We start from the raw sequence: 16,823 nt of genomic DNA on the forward strand, positions 1-16,823 counted from the left end.
GTGTCGACTTTTGAAACATTGATTTCACCTTACTAAGTATATGAAGAAGACAGTGTTTCTCGGGAGACCGAAGGTATATCCTACCCCACGTATAAGCTTCGTCTTGCCTTTTAACAACTTACTCCAATATATTAAGGGCCGGGACGACGAAAGCGTCCCAGCCCTTTTCAGTTTAATTTTGCCACGTGTATACCGGCGTATCCGTGCTGCCGTCAGCAGGTGCTGTGAACACGCGATTGCTTCCACTTTCCCATGTCACATTCCCCGCACTGTCCTTCACGATGAATTTGAATTCAAAGGTGGTCCCTGCCGGAACGCTGACCGGTAAAAACCAATTTGGATAATTCGGATTCATGAACGACTCCGACGCTTTCGCCGGATCCCAGCTGCCCAGCTCAGGAATGCTGCCGACGACATACACATTTTGACCCAGCGACGTAGACTTGTTCACATGGAATATCACCTGGACCTGGTCCCCGCCAAGTACGGTATAGGCAAACGTATTGCTCACCTTCGTACCCTTCGTTACAGTAATGAGTTGTACGCCGGCAGGCGCGTTCGGAACGATCGCCTTAATCATCGAATCGGTATTGGACACAACCGTTGCCGGCGTACTGCCGAATTTCACCGAAACCGAGCCGCTCAAGCCCGTGCCATAAATATAAACCTCATTTCCTGCTCTGCCCATCGTAGAGACGACATCGCCGATTCTTGGCTGCGTGCTGTCCATCGTCGGATTGTAAGACCATACGCTAACCTCGCCGCCCGACAGCGTAAAGCTGTTGATGCGGTTTTGTCCGGAAGACGTCGTAACCACAGCGTTCTCTCCAAACAGCAGGCCGCCCAGCTCATCTGTGTATGTACCTGCAGGAAGCGTCGTATTCAGAGCAGGAACGGTAGCGGCAATATCCGGCTGGCGATTCACAGCGACAATGACCTGCTTATCATAAAATTGTCTCTTGAAGACGAGCACGTCGTTCGTGCTGTAGAGAATATCCGTCGTACCATAAGCGACCGCATCATTAGACTTACGCAGTGCCGACAGCTTCTGAATGACTTGGTAAGCCGTTGTATTCTCATTAAATGCCGCATCGGTTTGCATAAACTTTCTGCCTGCATCCGAACCGTTAGCCGACATATACTGCTCTGTACCATAATAAATATTCGGCGTACCGCGGGAGGTCATTAAGACCGCTAAGGAAGCATGGAACGGCTTATCGTTCGGCTGTATATAACGGAATCTCGTGACATCATGATTATCGATGAACGTAATGGCTTGATTCTCGTAAGCATAATCGCTGCTTGTGTACAACAGCATATTGCCGAAATCCTGCATGGTGTTGCTGAAGTCGCCGAAAGCCTGACGGTTCGCGTTGTAATATTCAAAATCGAGATTGTTCACCCCTGTACGATCCGGGAAGGTGCGATATTCTTCATATTTGGCATCTGGACGGCCGATGAAGAACTCACCGAAATGCGTTACTGGATTGCCACCGTCAGAATCGACCGCATCCTTAAAGCCCTTAACAAACGCGGGATTCATATGCAGTGTAGCGTCATGCCGGAAGCCGTCGATCCCTTTCGATTTCCAGAACTTCGCGGCCTCCTCTAAATAATCGATGACAAGGCCGTTCTCCTGGGAAAAATCAGCGAGCTCGGCCAGCTCTCTATGGCGATAATCGAATTTCGACGTTTGAGAATCTGCCCGATTGCCTTCGTGATGGAAGAAGCCGTTCGCATCATTGTTGATGTCGGCGACCAGGTTTTCCGTCTTGCCGTCCCCATTGAAATCTACTGGATTGCCGTAACCGTCAAATACGAAGTGGCCATTTCCGTCCCTGTCGGGCTCATACAATACACCGTCTCCATTCGTTCGCGGACCGGAATGGTTCGATACGAAATCAATCACTAGCTTGATTCCATTCTCGTGCAGTGCATCTCGAAGTGCGATAAAGTCCTGCATCTGTCCATAATGAGGATTTGTTTTAAAATAATTGCGTGCATGATAGCCGTGATATGCTGCGTAAATGCCGTTCACTAGATTTTCACGGTTCTCGTATGGTGCAGAGATCCATACCGCCGTGATCCCCATATTTTTGAGGTACGGAATTTTTTGAATAATCCCCTGCCAGTCTCCGCCTTGGTATTTGTTTAGATCATTACCGTCGCCTCGTCCATCACCATTGGAATCGTCAAACAAAGCTGAATTTGTGCCAGCAGGAATGTTGTTGCTGGTGTCCCCATCAAAAAAACGGTCTGTAATGATTTGATAAATCGTATCTTTAGGAGTGACCGGACCTAAATTCGCTGCAGTTGTTTCCACAGCTGCGGCCGGTGAGGGTGAAAACCATAGTCCTGAAACCAATACGGAAGCGCTTAGCATGGTGATAGCTGCATTTTTCGCAAAATTTCTTAGCCTCATGAACACAACTCTCCTTCTTTTTCATCAATTTTTGAACTCGTTAAAGAAGTCCTGCGAAAGAGACAACGTCCAAATAGTGCAAACGTTTGAACTATTTTGCTGGCATCACCTCCTTTAATATAAGAAGACCAGAGTTTGCTGATTGATTCATAGGATTGTAAGTCATGTCTAAGAGGTTTAACATCGAAGGATCCATTTATATCGTGTGTAATTTCAGATGATGTACATTATTAGAGGGGAGGCACCCCTTCCGAAGTGCCTCATTCACATTTATTTCAACATTGCCGAACTATAGGGAGGCATCGTTAATATTCCATTTTCCAACTTCATCTCGATCGTTGAATGGGTGATTTCTTTATAAGGTACAATGACGTTCTCGTTCAAATCCACCTGCTTCGTCTCGCCTGTCAAGTTATGCATCACTAATGCGCTGTCATCGTCTAATATTCGAAGGAAACCCAGTACGCCATCGTTTGTCACCTCAAATGGGGCAATCCCTCCGTCACGCAGGACTTCCTCTTCGTTTCTCCATGAGATCATTTCCTTATAATGGTTTAACAATGAATCTGGATCTTGGAGCTGAACATCCACAGGGTCGACACCCTCCTGATAAAGAGAAGGCTCCCATGACGTTTGATTCGGCGCACTTGCATCAGCCGACCACACCATTGGCTCCCTGATTCGCTCATCCGGCTTTTCCCCCTTCATCCCGATCTCTTCTCCGTAATAGATGAACGGGTTGCCAGGCATCGTCAGCAGCAGTGATGCAGCCATTTTCGCCCGATCCACGTTTCCTCCCAGCTCCGACATCACGCGATTTTGGTCATGATTCGTTAAGAAGGGAGCATCCACAAATTGTCCCGAAGATTGCTCGCTGAAAAATTCATAGGTCTGATTCAATCGGCTGGCGAAGGTGGCCGCTCTTTCCGATTTGGCCGAGCTCAATAAAATTTGCGCCAAATCAAAATTAAATCCAGAGCTCAGTGCATCTTTTAAGAAAGGTCCTACAACGGCGGGAGTATCCCACACTTCACCGATAACATACGCGCTCTGATTCACTTCATTTAACCCTTCACGAAACTCTTGAAAAAACTGCTGATTTTTTTGCGCTGTTTCTGGATTGCTCGCAGACGATTTGAAGTCCTCATATACATGCTTTGCGGCGTCGATTCGGAAGCCATCCACTCCCATTTCAAGCCAGTGCTGACCAATAGCTATCATTTCTTCGCGAACATCGGGATGATCCATATTCAAATCAGGCATCCCGTCCCAGAACACACCAAGATATTTCCAAGTACCGTAAGCATGCCATACCTGCTGATCCCACGGGCCCCGTTCAGATGCTTCTTCATCACTGTCTGTCCAGATATACCAATCTCGGTATGGACTTTCCTCACCTTGAGCAGAATCCGTAAACCACGGATGTTCTTTGCTTGTATGATTGACGACGAGATCCATAATCACTTGAATATCGCGAGCATGCGCTTCTTCCAGCAGCAGCTGAAAGTCATCTATCGTGCCGTAATCAGGATTCACCGTATAATAGTCCGTCACATCGTAGCCGTGATAGCTTGGAGACGGCTGAATCGGCATCAGCCAGATGCCGGAAACACCCAAATCCTTCAAATAGTCCAGCTTCTGAACCACACCTTTAAAATCGCCAATGCCGTCACCGTCCGAATCGCTGAAAGAACGAACAAATATTTCGTAAAATACTCCCTCGCTCTCTCCCATCTCAGGCACTTCAGGAATAACCAAATTAGGCTTCTGCTGAGTTTCTTCCGGTCCTGACGAAGGCTGTTCCACCTGATTCGTGTCTAATCCGCTGTTCTGATTTTCGTTCGAATCGTTAGAACACCCTCCAAGGAGGATCAGCAGGGCAATCCCGATGGTCCAAAATCTAAATGTCTTCCTATTCGATCTACTGTGTCCATATATCGTTTTCATCATTCACCTGATTAACCTTTCTCCGCTCCAGCCGTTAAGCCTTCTACAAGGAAGCGCTGGAATATCATAAACAAAATGGTAATCGGAAGCGCTACAAGTACGCATCCAGCCGCAAATATGGTAAATTGAGTCGCAAACTGCGCGCTAACCATGTTGTACAAACCTACGGCAAGCGTCTGCTGTTCCTGTGTGCGCAGAACCATCTGAGCGAAAATAAAATCGTTAAATGCACCGGCAAACGAAGTCACCGATAAGAATACGATAAGCGGTTTGGATAACGGCAAAAATATTTTGAAAAAGATCGTCCAATGGCTGGCCCCGTCCATTCTAGCTGCTTCCTCCAAGCTTTTGGGGAGCGTATCGAAGTACCCTTTCACAAGCAGGTAGCCCATCGCTGCACCGCCGGAATATACGAGAATGAGTGCCGAATGCTTATTCAGCAAATCCAGATTGAGCAGCAAAATATAAACCGCAATCATACTCATAAACGAAGGAAACATCCCGAGAATGAACAATCCGCTCATGAGTCCTTTTTTAATCCGAAACCGAAAACGTGAAAATGCATAGCCTGTCAGCAGCACGAACAGTGTACTGAAAATCGTCGATACAATCGCGATCTTTAGCGTATTGAGATACCATCTGGAAAAAGGAAATTCCGAGAACAGTTCTTTATAATGCACAAAGGTCAGCTTTTCCGGCAAAAAGGTCTCGCTGAAAAGAGATGTCCCAGGACGGAATGAGGCTAGGATGATCCATAATGCGGGATACAGCACCAAGATCGCGATGATGGTGAGCAAAATGTAGCTGACCGAAAGCCACAAGTTTTTACGCAGTCTTACAGATGAGATCATCGGTACAACTCCTCCTCTTTGAACATCCGGGTTCTTCTGAAATTCCACAGCGATACGAACGCAAGCATAATAAAGATCAAGATGCTGACGACAGATGCCGTGCTGTATTTTCCGTTATTAATGGACAAATTGTACAACCAAGTAATCAAAATATCGGTATGTCCTGCAAACTGGTATTCACTGTTCGCCGGATTACCGTTCGTCATTAAATAAATGACGTTAAAGTTATTGAAGTTCCCCGCAAACTGACCGATTAAAATCGGAGCTAATGCGAACATGACGCTCGGAAATGTAATTTTTCGAAACTTCTGGAACGCCGATGCGCCGTCCACTTCTGCCGCCTCATACAAATCTCTTGGAATCGTTGTCAAAATACCGATAATGAGCAGCATCGACACGGGGAATCCAAGCCACATATTGACCATGATGATCGTTGCTTTCGCCCAGGTCGGATCCGAGAGCCAGTCCGGTCCGTTAATCCCGAACCACTTCAAGTACTGGTTAATCGGTCCAAACTGCGAGTTAAACATATTTCTCATGACCAGCAGCGATACGAAACCCGGAATAGCGAATGGCAGCATATAAATCGTACGCCAGAACGATTTGAACCGGATCCCTTTTTGCTGAACGAGCAGCGCGACCGCAAAGCCTCCAAAAAAGGTCGTGATTGTAGACAATATGGTCCATACAATGGTCCAACTGAATACGCCAAAGAACGTTTTAGACCAAGTCGATAAAGTGAATAAATCGATAAACGCCTCCAACCCGGTCCAGCTCACCAAGTTCGCAGGAGGTAAATACTTAGGCGAAGAATAGTTCGTAAATGCGATCAAAATCGAGAATATGAGCGGCAAAACAGTAAAGAAAGCAACGAATATGAGCGGAAGTGTAATAATCAAATACGGGAATTTCTTTTCACTGATAAACCTCAGTGATTCACGAAAGGTGTTCGGCTTCCCATGCTCATCACGAAGCTTTCCGATCTGGTAAGCATCTCTAATGTTAAAGACGTACAAAAAAATAAAAAGCACGATGGTCATAATGACGATAAGTCCTTCAACCATCAAGTAAATTGAATGGTCACCGGGTACAATCTCATATACTCTGCCGACAAGCTTCATTTCTTGTTTTTGTTCACCTAATGTGAACAAACCCCACAGGGCATCACCCAATCGAGTGATAGCGTAATAGAGTGCTCCCCCGTATAACAGCAGCAAGAGAGATCCTTTGATCCACTGTCGGTTGTAGATCTGTCCAAGCCCCATGAATAGAACGGACAAAAGAGCGGCCGTTCGACGATGCTTGTTCATGTCCATGCTCCCCTTTGTTCGTGTAGTGAATCACCCGCCATTACAAGCGGGCGGGTGACCTCTACCACTTCATAAATTAGTTCGCAGACTGCTCGATACCGATCTTCACGTCAGCTACTGCTTTGTCTAAGACGGTCTTCACGTCTTCTCCGTTCCAAATCGGCTCCAGTGCTGCAGTCATCGGCGGCCATACCGAGCGCATTTCGATGATTGCCGGCATCGCCTGCGAAGTTTTGAATTGCTCAAGGAATGCCAAGTTCAATGGATTTTGCTGAATGATTGCACTTTCCTCCATACCATTACGCGCTGGAATAATACCGGCCATTTCATAATTCTTCTCCATCGCTTCCTGCGAAGTAACGAAATGAATAAACAATTTTGCCGCGTTCGGATATTTGCTGAAAGAGCTTACAAAATAAGATTTAACTCCCGCAAAAGAAACAGGCTTATTGCCATTTGGCATCGGAGGCAATGGTACAGCGCCAACCTCAAATCCGAGCTTTTCCTGTGTAAAGTTACCCAATTGCCAAATACCGTCCATATTAATAGGCAGCTTTCCGGATTGGAACAACTCGGTCTTCACGTCGCCTGTCGCATCAGCTGCTTTAATCGGCAGTGCTTCACGCAGCGTTTGATAAAACTGCATCGCTTCAACGGCTTGATCGTTGTTTAAGCCGACATCGGTCGGATCTGTACCGTTCTCACCGAATACATAGCCTCCATTCCCAGCGATAAAGGAATACACATAGTAGAAATCGTCGACATCGAACATAAAGCCAAATTTATTGCTGCCAGGATCGTTATACGATTTCGCAAATTCAATAATGCTTTCCCATGATGCCAGTTGGTCCTCGCTCACTAGATCCTTGTTATAGTACAATAAATAAGTTTCCATATTTCTTGGATAGCCCCACAGGATCCCATCCATTGTTACCGCATTCACTGCGGACTCTACAAAATTATCCATCGTTTCCTGCGCATAAAAGTCGTTCGGCAAAATAAGTCCTGCTGCCGTCAGCTCACCCAAGTGGTCATGCGGTGTAATAATGACGTCCGCACCCAATCCAGCTGGACCATCTGTTTTCAGCTTCGTCATTTGGTCTCCGGAGCCAACTTCTTGATATTCAACCGGAATGCCGTATTTTTCTTCAAACTGCTTTCCCATTTCCTCGAGGAACGCCTTCTGCTCTTGACCTTCCCATACGATCAGCTTAGCTCCTTCTTCCGGAACAATATCTTCACTTTCAGCTTCACTGCCTGCGTTGTCTGTACCTGCGTTGCCGCCTGTATTCTCTGTGTTATTCACTGCATTGTTTGTGGGGTTCGAATTGCTGTTATTGTTGTTATTGTTGCCGCTACTACATGCTGCTGCGAATATCGCTAATACCAAACACATTGTTAAAACGAACATTTTTTTCAATTTCATACAATGACCCACCTTTTCCTTCAAGAATGAATGTTGTATTGCGTTCTTTCTCCCTGCATTACCAACGAAAATGAGCTTTAGATGATCCCTTGATGCTCCTGTTCAAAACATGCTTATACGACTTTGTTTCTTGATTAAACTTTGTGCAATCGTTTGAACTAAGTATCTAAAAAAAGATCAAATTGTACCTCATTTTCATGGTTTCCACAAAAAGAAAACGCTTTATTGACCATCTTCATGATACAATAGCCAGAAAAATTATTAAAACGTTTGCACTCAAAATTATATCGGTATTATCTCCTTCTTCTTCCTTCAATCTCTTTATTTTTCCGTTTCTCACAATCTTCTAAGAATTTTTTCTGTGTTTACAATCGCCGGTCTCTCATATATGCTTATAGCTATACCTGCTCTGGGATATCCAAATAAATTGAAAACGTAAAATTGACCAAATTCATTGAGTTGAATGATGCAACGCAGGTGGAGGTTTGTATGCAAGTTACGATTAAAGACGTCGCCAAAAAGGCAGGCGTATCACCTTCTACAGTATCGAGGGTTATTTCCAATCATCCTCGAATTAGTCCGAAAACTTCGGCTAAAGTCAAACAGATCATGGAAGAGATGGGTTACCACCCGAATCTCGCAGCCAAAAGCTTAGTCAGTAAAAAAAGCAATACCCTTGGAGTCATTTTGCACCGTCCAGCAGAAGAATTGTTTCTCAACTTGTTCTTCTCAGAGTTTATTCGCGGTATTGTCACCCAAGCAACTCGCTCCGGCTATGATTTGCTCATGACTTCTGGGGCAACGGAAAAAGATGAGATGGAAGCGATGACGCGTTTTATAAAAGGCGGCAGGGTAGACGGGATTATACTATTGTCCTCGCGAAACGGCGACGGCATGGTCAATTACCTCCGCAGCCAGCAGTTTCCATTCGTTCTTATAGGCCGAAGCAATGAACATGACGATATATTATCGGTCGATAACGATAACGTTCAAGCTGCATACGATGTAACCAAATATTTGATTTCATTGGGCCATACACGTATAGGTTTTGTCAGCGGTCCCCCGCAATTGGTTGTTTCTCAGGATCGCATGGAAGGCTATAAGCAAGCGCTACAGGAATTCGGTCTCCCGCTTCGCTCCCATTGGATTGTAGAAGGGGAATTTCTTCAGGAGAGCGGGTACCGTGCCATGTCGATGATTATGGGATTATCCGATCGTCCTACTGCACTGATCGTCACCGACGATTTGGTTGCCTACGGCGTATTGAAAGGGATCACCGAGCTCGGATTTCATGTCCCCGATGACATCAGTCTTTTCAGCTTCAACAATATTTCAATTTCTGAGTTAACAACGCCGCCATTAAGCAGCGTGGATATTGGGATTTATCAGTTGGGCTACACGGCTTCGCAAACCTTGCTTCGTGACATTCAGGAAAACCATCGTGAACAAAACCGCATCATTATTCCGCACCGCCTTATGATTCGCCAATCTTGCGCCAGAGTTGATTAATTAACTAAAAACATTGTGCCGCAGATCCTGCTGGATCAAAGCAGCCATGAAGAACTACATTTGATGTTATGACACAAATCTTGGAACCTTTAACACAAGTGCTTTGCAAAAAGCCAAAAAAGCGAGAGCCATTCGGCTGTCGCTTCTTCTACCTGCGAATTATTCATACTTCAATGTATGAGGAATTAGAGCATTTTTTGCAGCGCTTCTCTTCCCGTCATACCCGCCTCAATTCCTCTTGCCTTCGCTTCGATCGTAACCGATTCCAAAGGCGAATCCAGAAGCTGCTCTATCGTTCTTACCCCAACCGCTCTTCCAGCAATAATTTTACGATCCTGAAGCTTCTCATTTAACAGCTTGATATCTAAAGCTCCGCACATAATATAACCTATATCCGTCGAGATGGAAATTAAAGTGGTCTTCGGGAGTTTGACCTCCACTGCCCATGCTGTACCTTTTTCAAGCTGCACCGGTTCCATACGAATCATTAGGGGATCACGCTCCTTTGCCTCAAGCAAGTTACTCACAGAATATGCGGATGAAAAACAAGTTGTGACCTCCTTTTTTCCCATACCAATATATCCCAAGCCCTTTCCCAAATCGCTTCTATTTTCACCTGGTTTTATTCGTGATATGATGTTTGTACACTTTGGTGTGTTGGAGGAAGCTTAATGAATCAAAGCAAAAATAACAGTTACCTGTTTACCGTCGATCTACTGATTGAAGGCGCAAGCCATGCAGACGCTGTAGATGTGATCACCAAAATATTGACCGATCCAAGAATCAAGGACTATAAGATTCAAAAAGGCAGCGATGTTGGCAAATGGGTGGAAGCCGTCTACGAACAAATGAAAAAGAATCCCCCTTCCTTACCGGATGAACCGTTCGCAAGTCAAAGTGAGAAGGATTTCGATTCTTCAAACAAACCAACCGACAAACAATCCAAGGATGCGAATTCACAATCCGATTCAGAGAAAGTCATTATAGAACTGCTGGAGCAATATAAAGCGAAGGGTACCTTAGTCAGACTGAAAGTGCTCAAAGGGAAAGGAATCCATCTCAACATTCCGTGCCGAATATTGAATCATGATCCTTCAACGCGAAATGTGTCTGTATACCATGTGGATGAAAAAAAGGTTTATTTGTTTCACATCAATGAGATCGAGGATATTACGCTTTAAGCAAAAAACGCCCCTACGGGCGTTTTTCTGCTTTTAGATACATGCTGTCGTATGATCAGTTCAGCTGATCATTTCCTGCAATTTTTGTTCAAACTGATGATCAGGAAGCGGCGGGCTGAACAAATATCCCTGCACTTCATTGCACTTATTCTGCGTCAAATATTTCAATTGCTCCTCTGTCTCGACCCCTTCTGCGATCACCTTCAGCTTTAAATGATGCGCCATGGCAATAATTGTCGAAACAATAGCTGCATCATTGGGATCTTCCATCAGGTCTCTAACGAAAGATTGATCGATTTTTAATGTCGAGATCGGAAACTTTTTCAAATAGCTCAATGAACTGTATCCTTTACCAAAGTCGTCAATGCTGATCTGCAGACCGAGCGATTTCAGTTCCAGCAAACAATTCGTTGCATAATCGACGTCCGAGGTCATAGATTCCGTAATTTCCAATACAAGATATCTCGCATCTAATCCCGTTTCTTCCAATATCCCTTGGACCTTCTCCTTTAATTTCTGCTGTAAAAATTGTCTGACTGACAAGTTTACGGAGACCGGAAAAGGCGGATAACCCATGTCCTGCCACTTTTTGTTTTGAGTGCATGCTTCGCGCAGCACCCACTCTCCAATCTCAACAATAAAGCCGGTATCTTCTGCAAGCGGAATAAACTCGTCCGGAGGAACCATTCCCCTGACGGGATGATTCCAGCGTATGAGTGCTTCCGCTCCGACAATTCGCCCCGTGTGGATGCTAATTTGAGGCTGATAGTACAGCTGATATTCCCCTTTTTCCAGTGCATTTCTCATATCGTTTTCTAAATTCAGACGTTCCATCGAGCGCTCATTAAACACCGTATCATACAGCTGGACGGAATTCCTGCCAAATTCCTTTGCCTGTGAAAGCGCTAGTTCAGCATGCTGCATAAGCGATTCCGGCGTATCGCCATCCGAACTTATAGAAACCCCTATGCTCGCTGTAATATGTATCGTTTTATCTTTCAGAACAAACGGCTCAAGCAGCACTTTTTGAATGCAGTGCGCCCGTTTAAGCGCCGCCTCAGGCGTAGATATTTCCGGAAAGTACATAGCGAAATCATCCGCTTCAATCCGAACGACCATTTCCCCCTCTTTGATGCAGCGAGTCAATCGTTCCGCAATCTGCAGCAGAAGCATATCTCCGTAATCATGGTTCAGCGATTCATTAATGAGCTTAAACCGATCGACATTCATATAAAATACAGTGAAACGCTTGTGTTCGCTCTTCGACTGCACTAACAGCTCTTGCAGTGATCCCCGAAACGTCCTACGATTCGGCAGTCCGGTTAAATCATCATAATAGGCCATATGTTTGATTTGCTCTGAGGTCTTCCTATGTATTTCTTTCCTGTACTCCTGATGCTTCTTGTTCAACATAAAATAAAGCATGCAAAAGATGGCCATCATGCAGGCATGAAACGAGAGAATCAACCAATCTTGGTAGGACCGAAAGATCCAAATACCGCTAATGATCAAATAGCACATAGAAAGTAAGGTAATGATCAAGATCGGATTAGGGTTCCTTACGGCTGTTTTTGCTAGCTTTCGCATCTTCATTTGTCCTCCTCAGCCGACGGATAATGATAATATACTTCGCTAAATTCAGACAAAATCCTGCTTTATCACCGATGAATGTTTCAACCTTTATCCGCGAATGCTGTCGTCTGCTCACCATTGATATACAAGACCTTCATCCGATATGAGAAAATCGCCTGAAGTCGTCCTCTGGTTCGAGCACGGAGTTCATACGAGCATAAGGCGGGGGTGAGAATTGCAAATCAAATTGTCGATTTCGCGAAAAAGAGCGAGGTTCATGGGCAGATTCCCATCGAACTCTCGCTCTTTTTGCTTTATTGTTGCCCAATTGAATCAATGAAGATTCGATTGCTCTTCATTTGCACATTCGACTTTTAGTAGTACGACATTACATATGGGACAGCCTCGAACTGCCCTAGTATTTATTCGCGGTTCTCCGATTGCTTCAGCGCAGCCAGCGCCAACAGCACCCACCCCGCGATGAAAGAGGCGCCTCCAATGGGGGCAACAGCTCCCCATGCCTTTACACCGGACAAGCTGAGAATGTACAAGCTGCCGGAGAAGCATACGATACCGATCAGGAAGAGGATGCCAGACCATCTTGCCAAGCCTGACGGCCGCTTCATCACAGCTCCTAGCAGTATAAGTCCAAGCGCATGGTACATTTGGTATTGAGCCCCTGTGTGATACGTTTCCAGCATGTCGGCATCAAGCCTATCTTCCAAACCGTGTGCGCCGAAGGCCCCTATAGCAACGGCTAACGCGGCTAGAAGACTTCCGCATGCAATCCATCTTTTGCCCATCCGATTCATCTCCCTGAAGATGTAGTCATGTGATTATTCGAGATCATATAAGCTTCGAGGAACCCGCTCCATGAGTGCCGTTACCTCATCTGCCGCATATAAGCGAAGCTCATGCATCGCCCGGGTGCAGATAGTATAAAGCAGTTTGCCTTCCTCCGGACCGAAGAAACGTTTCGTTGCACCGTATACAAAAACGGAATCGAACTCAATGCCTTTCGCCATATATGCGGGCATCAGCAATACGCCGGCAGGGAGCTTGGCTGTATTTTCATCGATCAACTGAACCTCTAGTCGATCCTTTAGCAGCTGCTGCAGTTTCAAGCTCTCACTTCTCGTTTTGCATAATATCCCAATCGTGCCAAGTCCATTCTGCTGTGCTTGCACCGCATCTCGTACTAAACGTTCCATAAGCTGCTCCTCGTTCGCTGCTTGAACAAGAACAGGTTTCCTTCCCGATCTTTCGAAAGGTTCAATATCCTCCGCTGTATCTAGGAAACACTTGCTGAATTCAATAATAGGCTTAGTCGAACGATAAGTCTTCGTCAGCTTCAATCGCTCTGCATCCTGCAGTCCCACCCATTCCGGCAGCTGATCGTAAAAATGAGATACGCCGGATTGATGAAAAATCGATTGATTCAAATCACCCAACACCGTCATCTTGCTGCCCGGAAACATTTCTCGGAAAAAGGCATACTGGAATGGCGAATAATCCTGCCCTTCATCGACAATGAGATGTTTTACTCCACTATTCATGGAAGGAAATCCGAGTACAGCTTCCTTCAAATATAAATATGGCGCCGCATCTTCATAGCGAATCTGCTTGCTGCGAATATGCTCCACTGTATCCGTGACCATGTCCTCGGCATACGGCATACCTGGCATCCCAGGCAAATAATCGGTCCACAGCCGGACATAGATTTCATCAATATCGATCACATGCAGTGCATCGATCCGTCTTCTGAGACCTGCCGTCTTTTGTTTCACGACCCAAGTACGCAGGTACGCTCTTAGTTTCTTATCATCATCGAAGCTTTCATCCGTATAGCTTCCTTTTTTTCTCAAACGTCTGTAGGCTTGATTGTAGGTTTCCTCATCCAGCAGCTCAATGGCGTCTCCAACCCATTTTTTCTTGCGCTCGTCCTGTTCAAACGCTTTTAACTGCTCATGCAGCCAGTTCTTGAACAGCGATAATCGTTTATGCATCGGAAGGGTGGCATCGGTCGAATAAAAGAAGCCGCTCATCTCCTGTTCAGAGACAACCGTCCTGCCTTTAAACCGTAAAGGCTTGAAGACGATTCCCTGTCTGCTTAGATGCTTGATATAAGTATCCAGCAGCTCAAAAAAGAGAGTCGATGACTTGAAGGCAACCATCTTCTTGCGGAGAGAGGAGCCTTCTTGATCCAGCTCATACAGCGCTTCCGTCTGATCGTACAAACTCTCGACTTCGTATCCGCTGCCAATACGTTCATGAAGAATTTGCTGGAAGGTTAGCTGCTTCATATTCGCTTCTCCCAGTTCAGGCAATACGTTCGATACATAGTTGCTGAACAATGGATTTGGGGAGAACAGTACGATTTGATCCGGCTCCAATCTGCCTCTATACTTGTACAGCAAATAGGCAATGCGCTGAAGCGCGGCCGATGTCTTCCCGCTGCCTGCCGCCCCCTGCACCAACAGCAGCTTGGCGTGGTCGTTGCGGATAATTCGGTTCTGCTCCTTCTGAATCGTCGCTACAATGCTTTTCATCTGCTCAGAGCTCTGTTGAGATAAAGCGGCTTGCAGCAGCGAATCGCCAATCGTCAAATCGGTATCAAACATGTTTTGAAGCTTGCCCTGCCTGATGACATACTGGCGCTTCAGCTCCATCTCACCTTGAATCGCTTCCCCTTGGGGTGTCATATATTGTGCGGGTCCCGGACTGTAATCATAGAACATACTGGATACCGGCGCTCTCCAATCATAAACAAGAAACGTCTCTCCGTCTTGTTCCAGCAAGGAAGTTAAACCGATATAAATCGATTCTGTCTCCAATCCGCTCTCTTTAAAATCAACTCGTCCAAAGTAAGGAGAGTCCTCCATCCGATAAAGCAGCCGCAGCAGTCTTTCCGAATGGCCTTGGCTATGCTCGCGTTCAGCGAGCAGCCTTGCTTCCTGCTGAATGCTGGTCATCGTCTCCAGCCGTTCCGTATCGTTCGTCATGTTAACGGTGACTTCATCCCAAAAGTTTTTGCGAATGTCTTGAACCTCTTGCTTCCGTAGGCCTAGCTGCTGACTATACTTCTCAATTTGCTGATCCACAATTTCCAGTACGTGCCGAAGTCTGGCTTCTTCCTGGATGCGATCTTCTACAGGCTCGGACATCGCTACCACTCCTTTCAACTTAGCGCAGGTATTTTACCATGCAGGCATTGTAAAAGCAAATGTTTGGAAATCCGTCTTTTTTCCTAAATGACCTATAGTCAAAATGTGAAATTTTTCGAAATCATCACATACCTCGATCTTTTATGAATATATTGTTAGAACTAAGAATTGGTTGCCTCGTCAGCCTTGATTTACATTCCATGGGAGGTGCAGTGATGGAGGGTCCGTTGTTCATTGTATCTAGGGAGGACTGGTCGCTACACCGCAAAGGTTATCAAGATCAATCACGGCATCAGCATAAAGTCAAAGAGGCCATCAAACAAAATTTGTCCGACCTTGTCGCGAATGAAAGCATTATTATGTCCAAAGGTAAACAAATTGTGAAAGTGCCGATCCGAAGTCTCGACGAATACCGCTTCCGCTATAACTACAACAAAGGAAAACATGTGGGCCAAGGAGACGGTGAAAGTGAAGTCGGCGATGTGCTGGCTCGCGATCCCGAGCCCGGTAAAGGCGGCAAAGGGTCCGGCGCTGGAGATCAGCCGGGGGACGACTACTACGAAGCCGAAGTGCAGCTGGAGGAACTGGAAGCCATATTGTTCGAGGAACTGGAGCTGCCAAACCTCAAGGAAAAAGAAAAGAAGCAGATGACGACACAAGATACCTTGTTTAACGATATTCGTAAAAAAGGCATATTCTCGAATCTGGATAAGAAAAAAACGATTCTGGAAAATCTTCGCCGCAATGCACGCCAAGGGAAGCCGGAGATTGCCAATATAACGCCGGACGATCTTCGTTTCAAAACATGGCAGGAGGTGGAGAAGCCGCATTCCAATGCCGTCATTATCGCGATGATGGATACCTCAGGTTCCATGGGTCAATTTGAGAAGTATATTGCGCGCAGCTTTTTCTTCTGGATGTCTCGGTTCCTGCGTAAAAAATACGAGGAAGTCGAGATCGTCTACATCGCCCATCACACCGAGGCTAAAGAGGTTTCCGAGGAGCATTTCTTCAGTAAGGGCGAAAGCGGCGGCACCATCTGCTCCTCCGCTTACAACAAAGCGCTGGAAATCATACACGAACGTTATCCCTCCAGGTATTACAATATTTATCCGATCCACTTTTCGGACGGTGACAACTTAACCTCCGACAACGAAAAATGCGTCCATTACATCCATGAAATCCTGCAGCACAGCAGCATGTTCGGATATGGAGAAGTGAATCAATACAATCGCAGCAGCACACTGATGTCCGCCTACCGCAGTCTCAAGCATCCGCAATTTCAACACTGCATCATTCGAGAAAAAGGAGAAGTGCTGAAGGCGCTTAAAACATTCTTCTCCAACTCCGTTCAAGGCGCAGTTTAATAGTGGCGAAAAGAAAGCCCGCTCTAGAATATTAGAGCGGGCTTCACGTCGTGGTTTACAGCGCTGCCATCGGC

12 protein-coding genes are annotated in these 16,823 nt (G+C 45.9%); 3 read left to right on the top strand and 9 right to left on the bottom strand.

The features are described from left to right. Window positions 1-172 precede the first annotated feature (172 nt). From ACFPXP_RS00525 to ACFPXP_RS00545, 5 genes are all read right to left on the bottom strand, one after another. Entirely contained in the window at window positions 173-2,422 is a 2,250-nt protein-coding gene (locus tag ACFPXP_RS00525) for an alpha-amylase family glycosyl hydrolase (protein WP_379891406.1), read from the bottom strand. 270 nt (window positions 2,423-2,692) lie between these two features. Further along, on the bottom strand, window positions 2,693-4,372 hold the full coding sequence (locus ACFPXP_RS00530) for an alpha-amylase family glycosyl hydrolase (protein ID WP_379891408.1): 1,680 nt from the start codon (window positions 4,370-4,372) through the stop codon (window positions 2,693-2,695). An 8-nt stretch (window positions 4,373-4,380) separates the two neighbouring features. Then, window positions 4,381-5,220 (bottom strand): sugar ABC transporter permease, encoded by an 840-nt coding sequence (locus ACFPXP_RS00535; RefSeq protein ID WP_379891410.1) that lies wholly within the window; start codon window positions 5,218-5,220, stop codon window positions 4,381-4,383. Continuing rightward, window positions 5,217-6,530 carry a carbohydrate ABC transporter permease gene (locus ACFPXP_RS00540; protein WP_379891412.1) on the bottom strand — a complete coding sequence of 438 codons (1,314 nt, stop codon included), beginning with the start codon at window positions 6,528-6,530 and terminating at the stop codon, window positions 5,217-5,219. Before ACFPXP_RS00540 ends, ACFPXP_RS00535 begins: the two co-directional genes overlap by 4 nt. A gap of 76 nt (window positions 6,531-6,606) precedes the next feature. After that, window positions 6,607-7,956, bottom strand: coding sequence for a sugar ABC transporter substrate-binding protein (locus ACFPXP_RS00545; RefSeq protein WP_379891414.1), 1,350 nt, complete (start codon window positions 7,954-7,956; stop codon window positions 6,607-6,609). 489 nt (window positions 7,957-8,445) lie between these two features. On the opposite strand from ACFPXP_RS00545, the gene ACFPXP_RS00550 reads away from it, so the two are divergent. Continuing rightward, the gene (locus ACFPXP_RS00550; protein ID WP_379891416.1) at window positions 8,446-9,465 is read left to right on the top strand and encodes a LacI family DNA-binding transcriptional regulator; all 1,020 of its coding nucleotides are present in this window, start codon (window positions 8,446-8,448) and stop codon (window positions 9,463-9,465) included. Between the two features lie 185 nt (window positions 9,466-9,650). Here ACFPXP_RS00550 and ACFPXP_RS00555 read toward each other — a convergent pair whose 3' ends face one another. Next, window positions 9,651-9,953 (bottom strand): YunC family protein, encoded by a 303-nt coding sequence (locus tag ACFPXP_RS00555; RefSeq protein ID WP_379891418.1) that lies wholly within the window; start codon window positions 9,951-9,953, stop codon window positions 9,651-9,653. A 183-nt stretch (window positions 9,954-10,136) separates the two neighbouring features. Between ACFPXP_RS00555 and ACFPXP_RS00560 the strand changes: the two genes are divergently transcribed. Continuing rightward, window positions 10,137-10,646, top strand: a complete 510-nt coding sequence (locus ACFPXP_RS00560) for a hypothetical protein (RefSeq protein ID WP_379891420.1) — start codon at window positions 10,137-10,139, stop codon at window positions 10,644-10,646. Between the two features lie 60 nt (window positions 10,647-10,706). Here ACFPXP_RS00560 and ACFPXP_RS00565 read toward each other — a convergent pair whose 3' ends face one another. From ACFPXP_RS00565 to helD, 3 genes are all read right to left on the bottom strand, one after another. Continuing rightward, window positions 10,707-12,233 carry a putative bifunctional diguanylate cyclase/phosphodiesterase gene (locus ACFPXP_RS00565; protein ID WP_379891422.1) on the bottom strand — a complete coding sequence of 509 codons (1,527 nt, stop codon included), beginning with the start codon at window positions 12,231-12,233 and terminating at the stop codon, window positions 10,707-10,709. Window positions 12,234-12,640: 407 nt separating this feature from the next. Then, window positions 12,641-13,021, bottom strand: a complete 381-nt coding sequence (locus ACFPXP_RS00570; RefSeq protein ID WP_379891424.1) for a DUF423 domain-containing protein — start codon at window positions 13,019-13,021, stop codon at window positions 12,641-12,643. Between the two features lie 33 nt (window positions 13,022-13,054). Further along, window positions 13,055-15,382 carry an RNA polymerase recycling motor HelD gene (gene helD / locus ACFPXP_RS00575; RefSeq protein WP_379891426.1) on the bottom strand — a complete coding sequence of 776 codons (2,328 nt, stop codon included), beginning with the start codon at window positions 15,380-15,382 and terminating at the stop codon, window positions 13,055-13,057. A 215-nt stretch (window positions 15,383-15,597) separates the two neighbouring features. On the opposite strand from helD, the gene yhbH reads away from it, so the two are divergent. Next, on the top strand, window positions 15,598-16,749 hold the full coding sequence (gene yhbH, locus ACFPXP_RS00580) for a sporulation protein YhbH (protein ID WP_379891428.1): 1,152 nt from the start codon (window positions 15,598-15,600) through the stop codon (window positions 16,747-16,749). Window positions 16,750-16,823: the final 74 nt, after the last annotated feature.

Origin of the sequence: Marinicrinis lubricantis (assembly GCF_042658665.1) — a bacterium.
In the GTDB taxonomy this organism is placed as follows: Bacteria; Bacillota; Bacilli; order Paenibacillales; family KCTC-33676; genus Marinicrinis; species Marinicrinis lubricantis.

What these genes read in the sequence shown, in the direction of transcription:
- ACFPXP_RS00525 (WP_379891406.1), bottom strand. Translation starts at nt 2,422, where the DNA reads ATGAGGCTAAGAAATTTTGCGAAAAATGCAGCTATCACCATGCTAAGC.
- ACFPXP_RS00530 (WP_379891408.1), bottom strand. Translation starts at nt 4,372, where the DNA reads ATGATGAAAACGATATATGGACACAGTAGATCGAATAGGAAGACATTT.
- ACFPXP_RS00535 (WP_379891410.1), bottom strand. Translation starts at nt 5,220, where the DNA reads ATGATCTCATCTGTAAGACTGCGTAAAAACTTGTGGCTTTCGGTCAGC.
- ACFPXP_RS00540 (WP_379891412.1), bottom strand. Translation starts at nt 6,530, where the DNA reads ATGAACAAGCATCGTCGAACGGCCGCTCTTTTGTCCGTTCTATTCATG.
- ACFPXP_RS00545 (WP_379891414.1), bottom strand. Translation starts at nt 7,956, where the DNA reads ATGAAATTGAAAAAAATGTTCGTTTTAACAATGTGTTTGGTATTAGCG.
- ACFPXP_RS00550 (WP_379891416.1), top strand. Translation starts at nt 8,446, where the DNA reads ATGCAAGTTACGATTAAAGACGTCGCCAAAAAGGCAGGCGTATCACCT.
- ACFPXP_RS00555 (WP_379891418.1), bottom strand. Translation starts at nt 9,953, where the DNA reads ATGATTCGTATGGAACCGGTGCAGCTTGAAAAAGGTACAGCATGGGCA.
- ACFPXP_RS00560 (WP_379891420.1), top strand. Translation starts at nt 10,137, where the DNA reads ATGAATCAAAGCAAAAATAACAGTTACCTGTTTACCGTCGATCTACTG.
- ACFPXP_RS00565 (WP_379891422.1), bottom strand. Translation starts at nt 12,233, where the DNA reads ATGCGAAAGCTAGCAAAAACAGCCGTAAGGAACCCTAATCCGATCTTG.
- ACFPXP_RS00570 (WP_379891424.1), bottom strand. Translation starts at nt 13,021, where the DNA reads ATGGGCAAAAGATGGATTGCATGCGGAAGTCTTCTAGCCGCGTTAGCC.
- helD (WP_379891426.1), bottom strand. Translation starts at nt 15,382, where the DNA reads ATGTCCGAGCCTGTAGAAGATCGCATCCAGGAAGAAGCCAGACTTCGG.
- yhbH (WP_379891428.1), top strand. Translation starts at nt 15,598, where the DNA reads ATGGAGGGTCCGTTGTTCATTGTATCTAGGGAGGACTGGTCGCTACAC.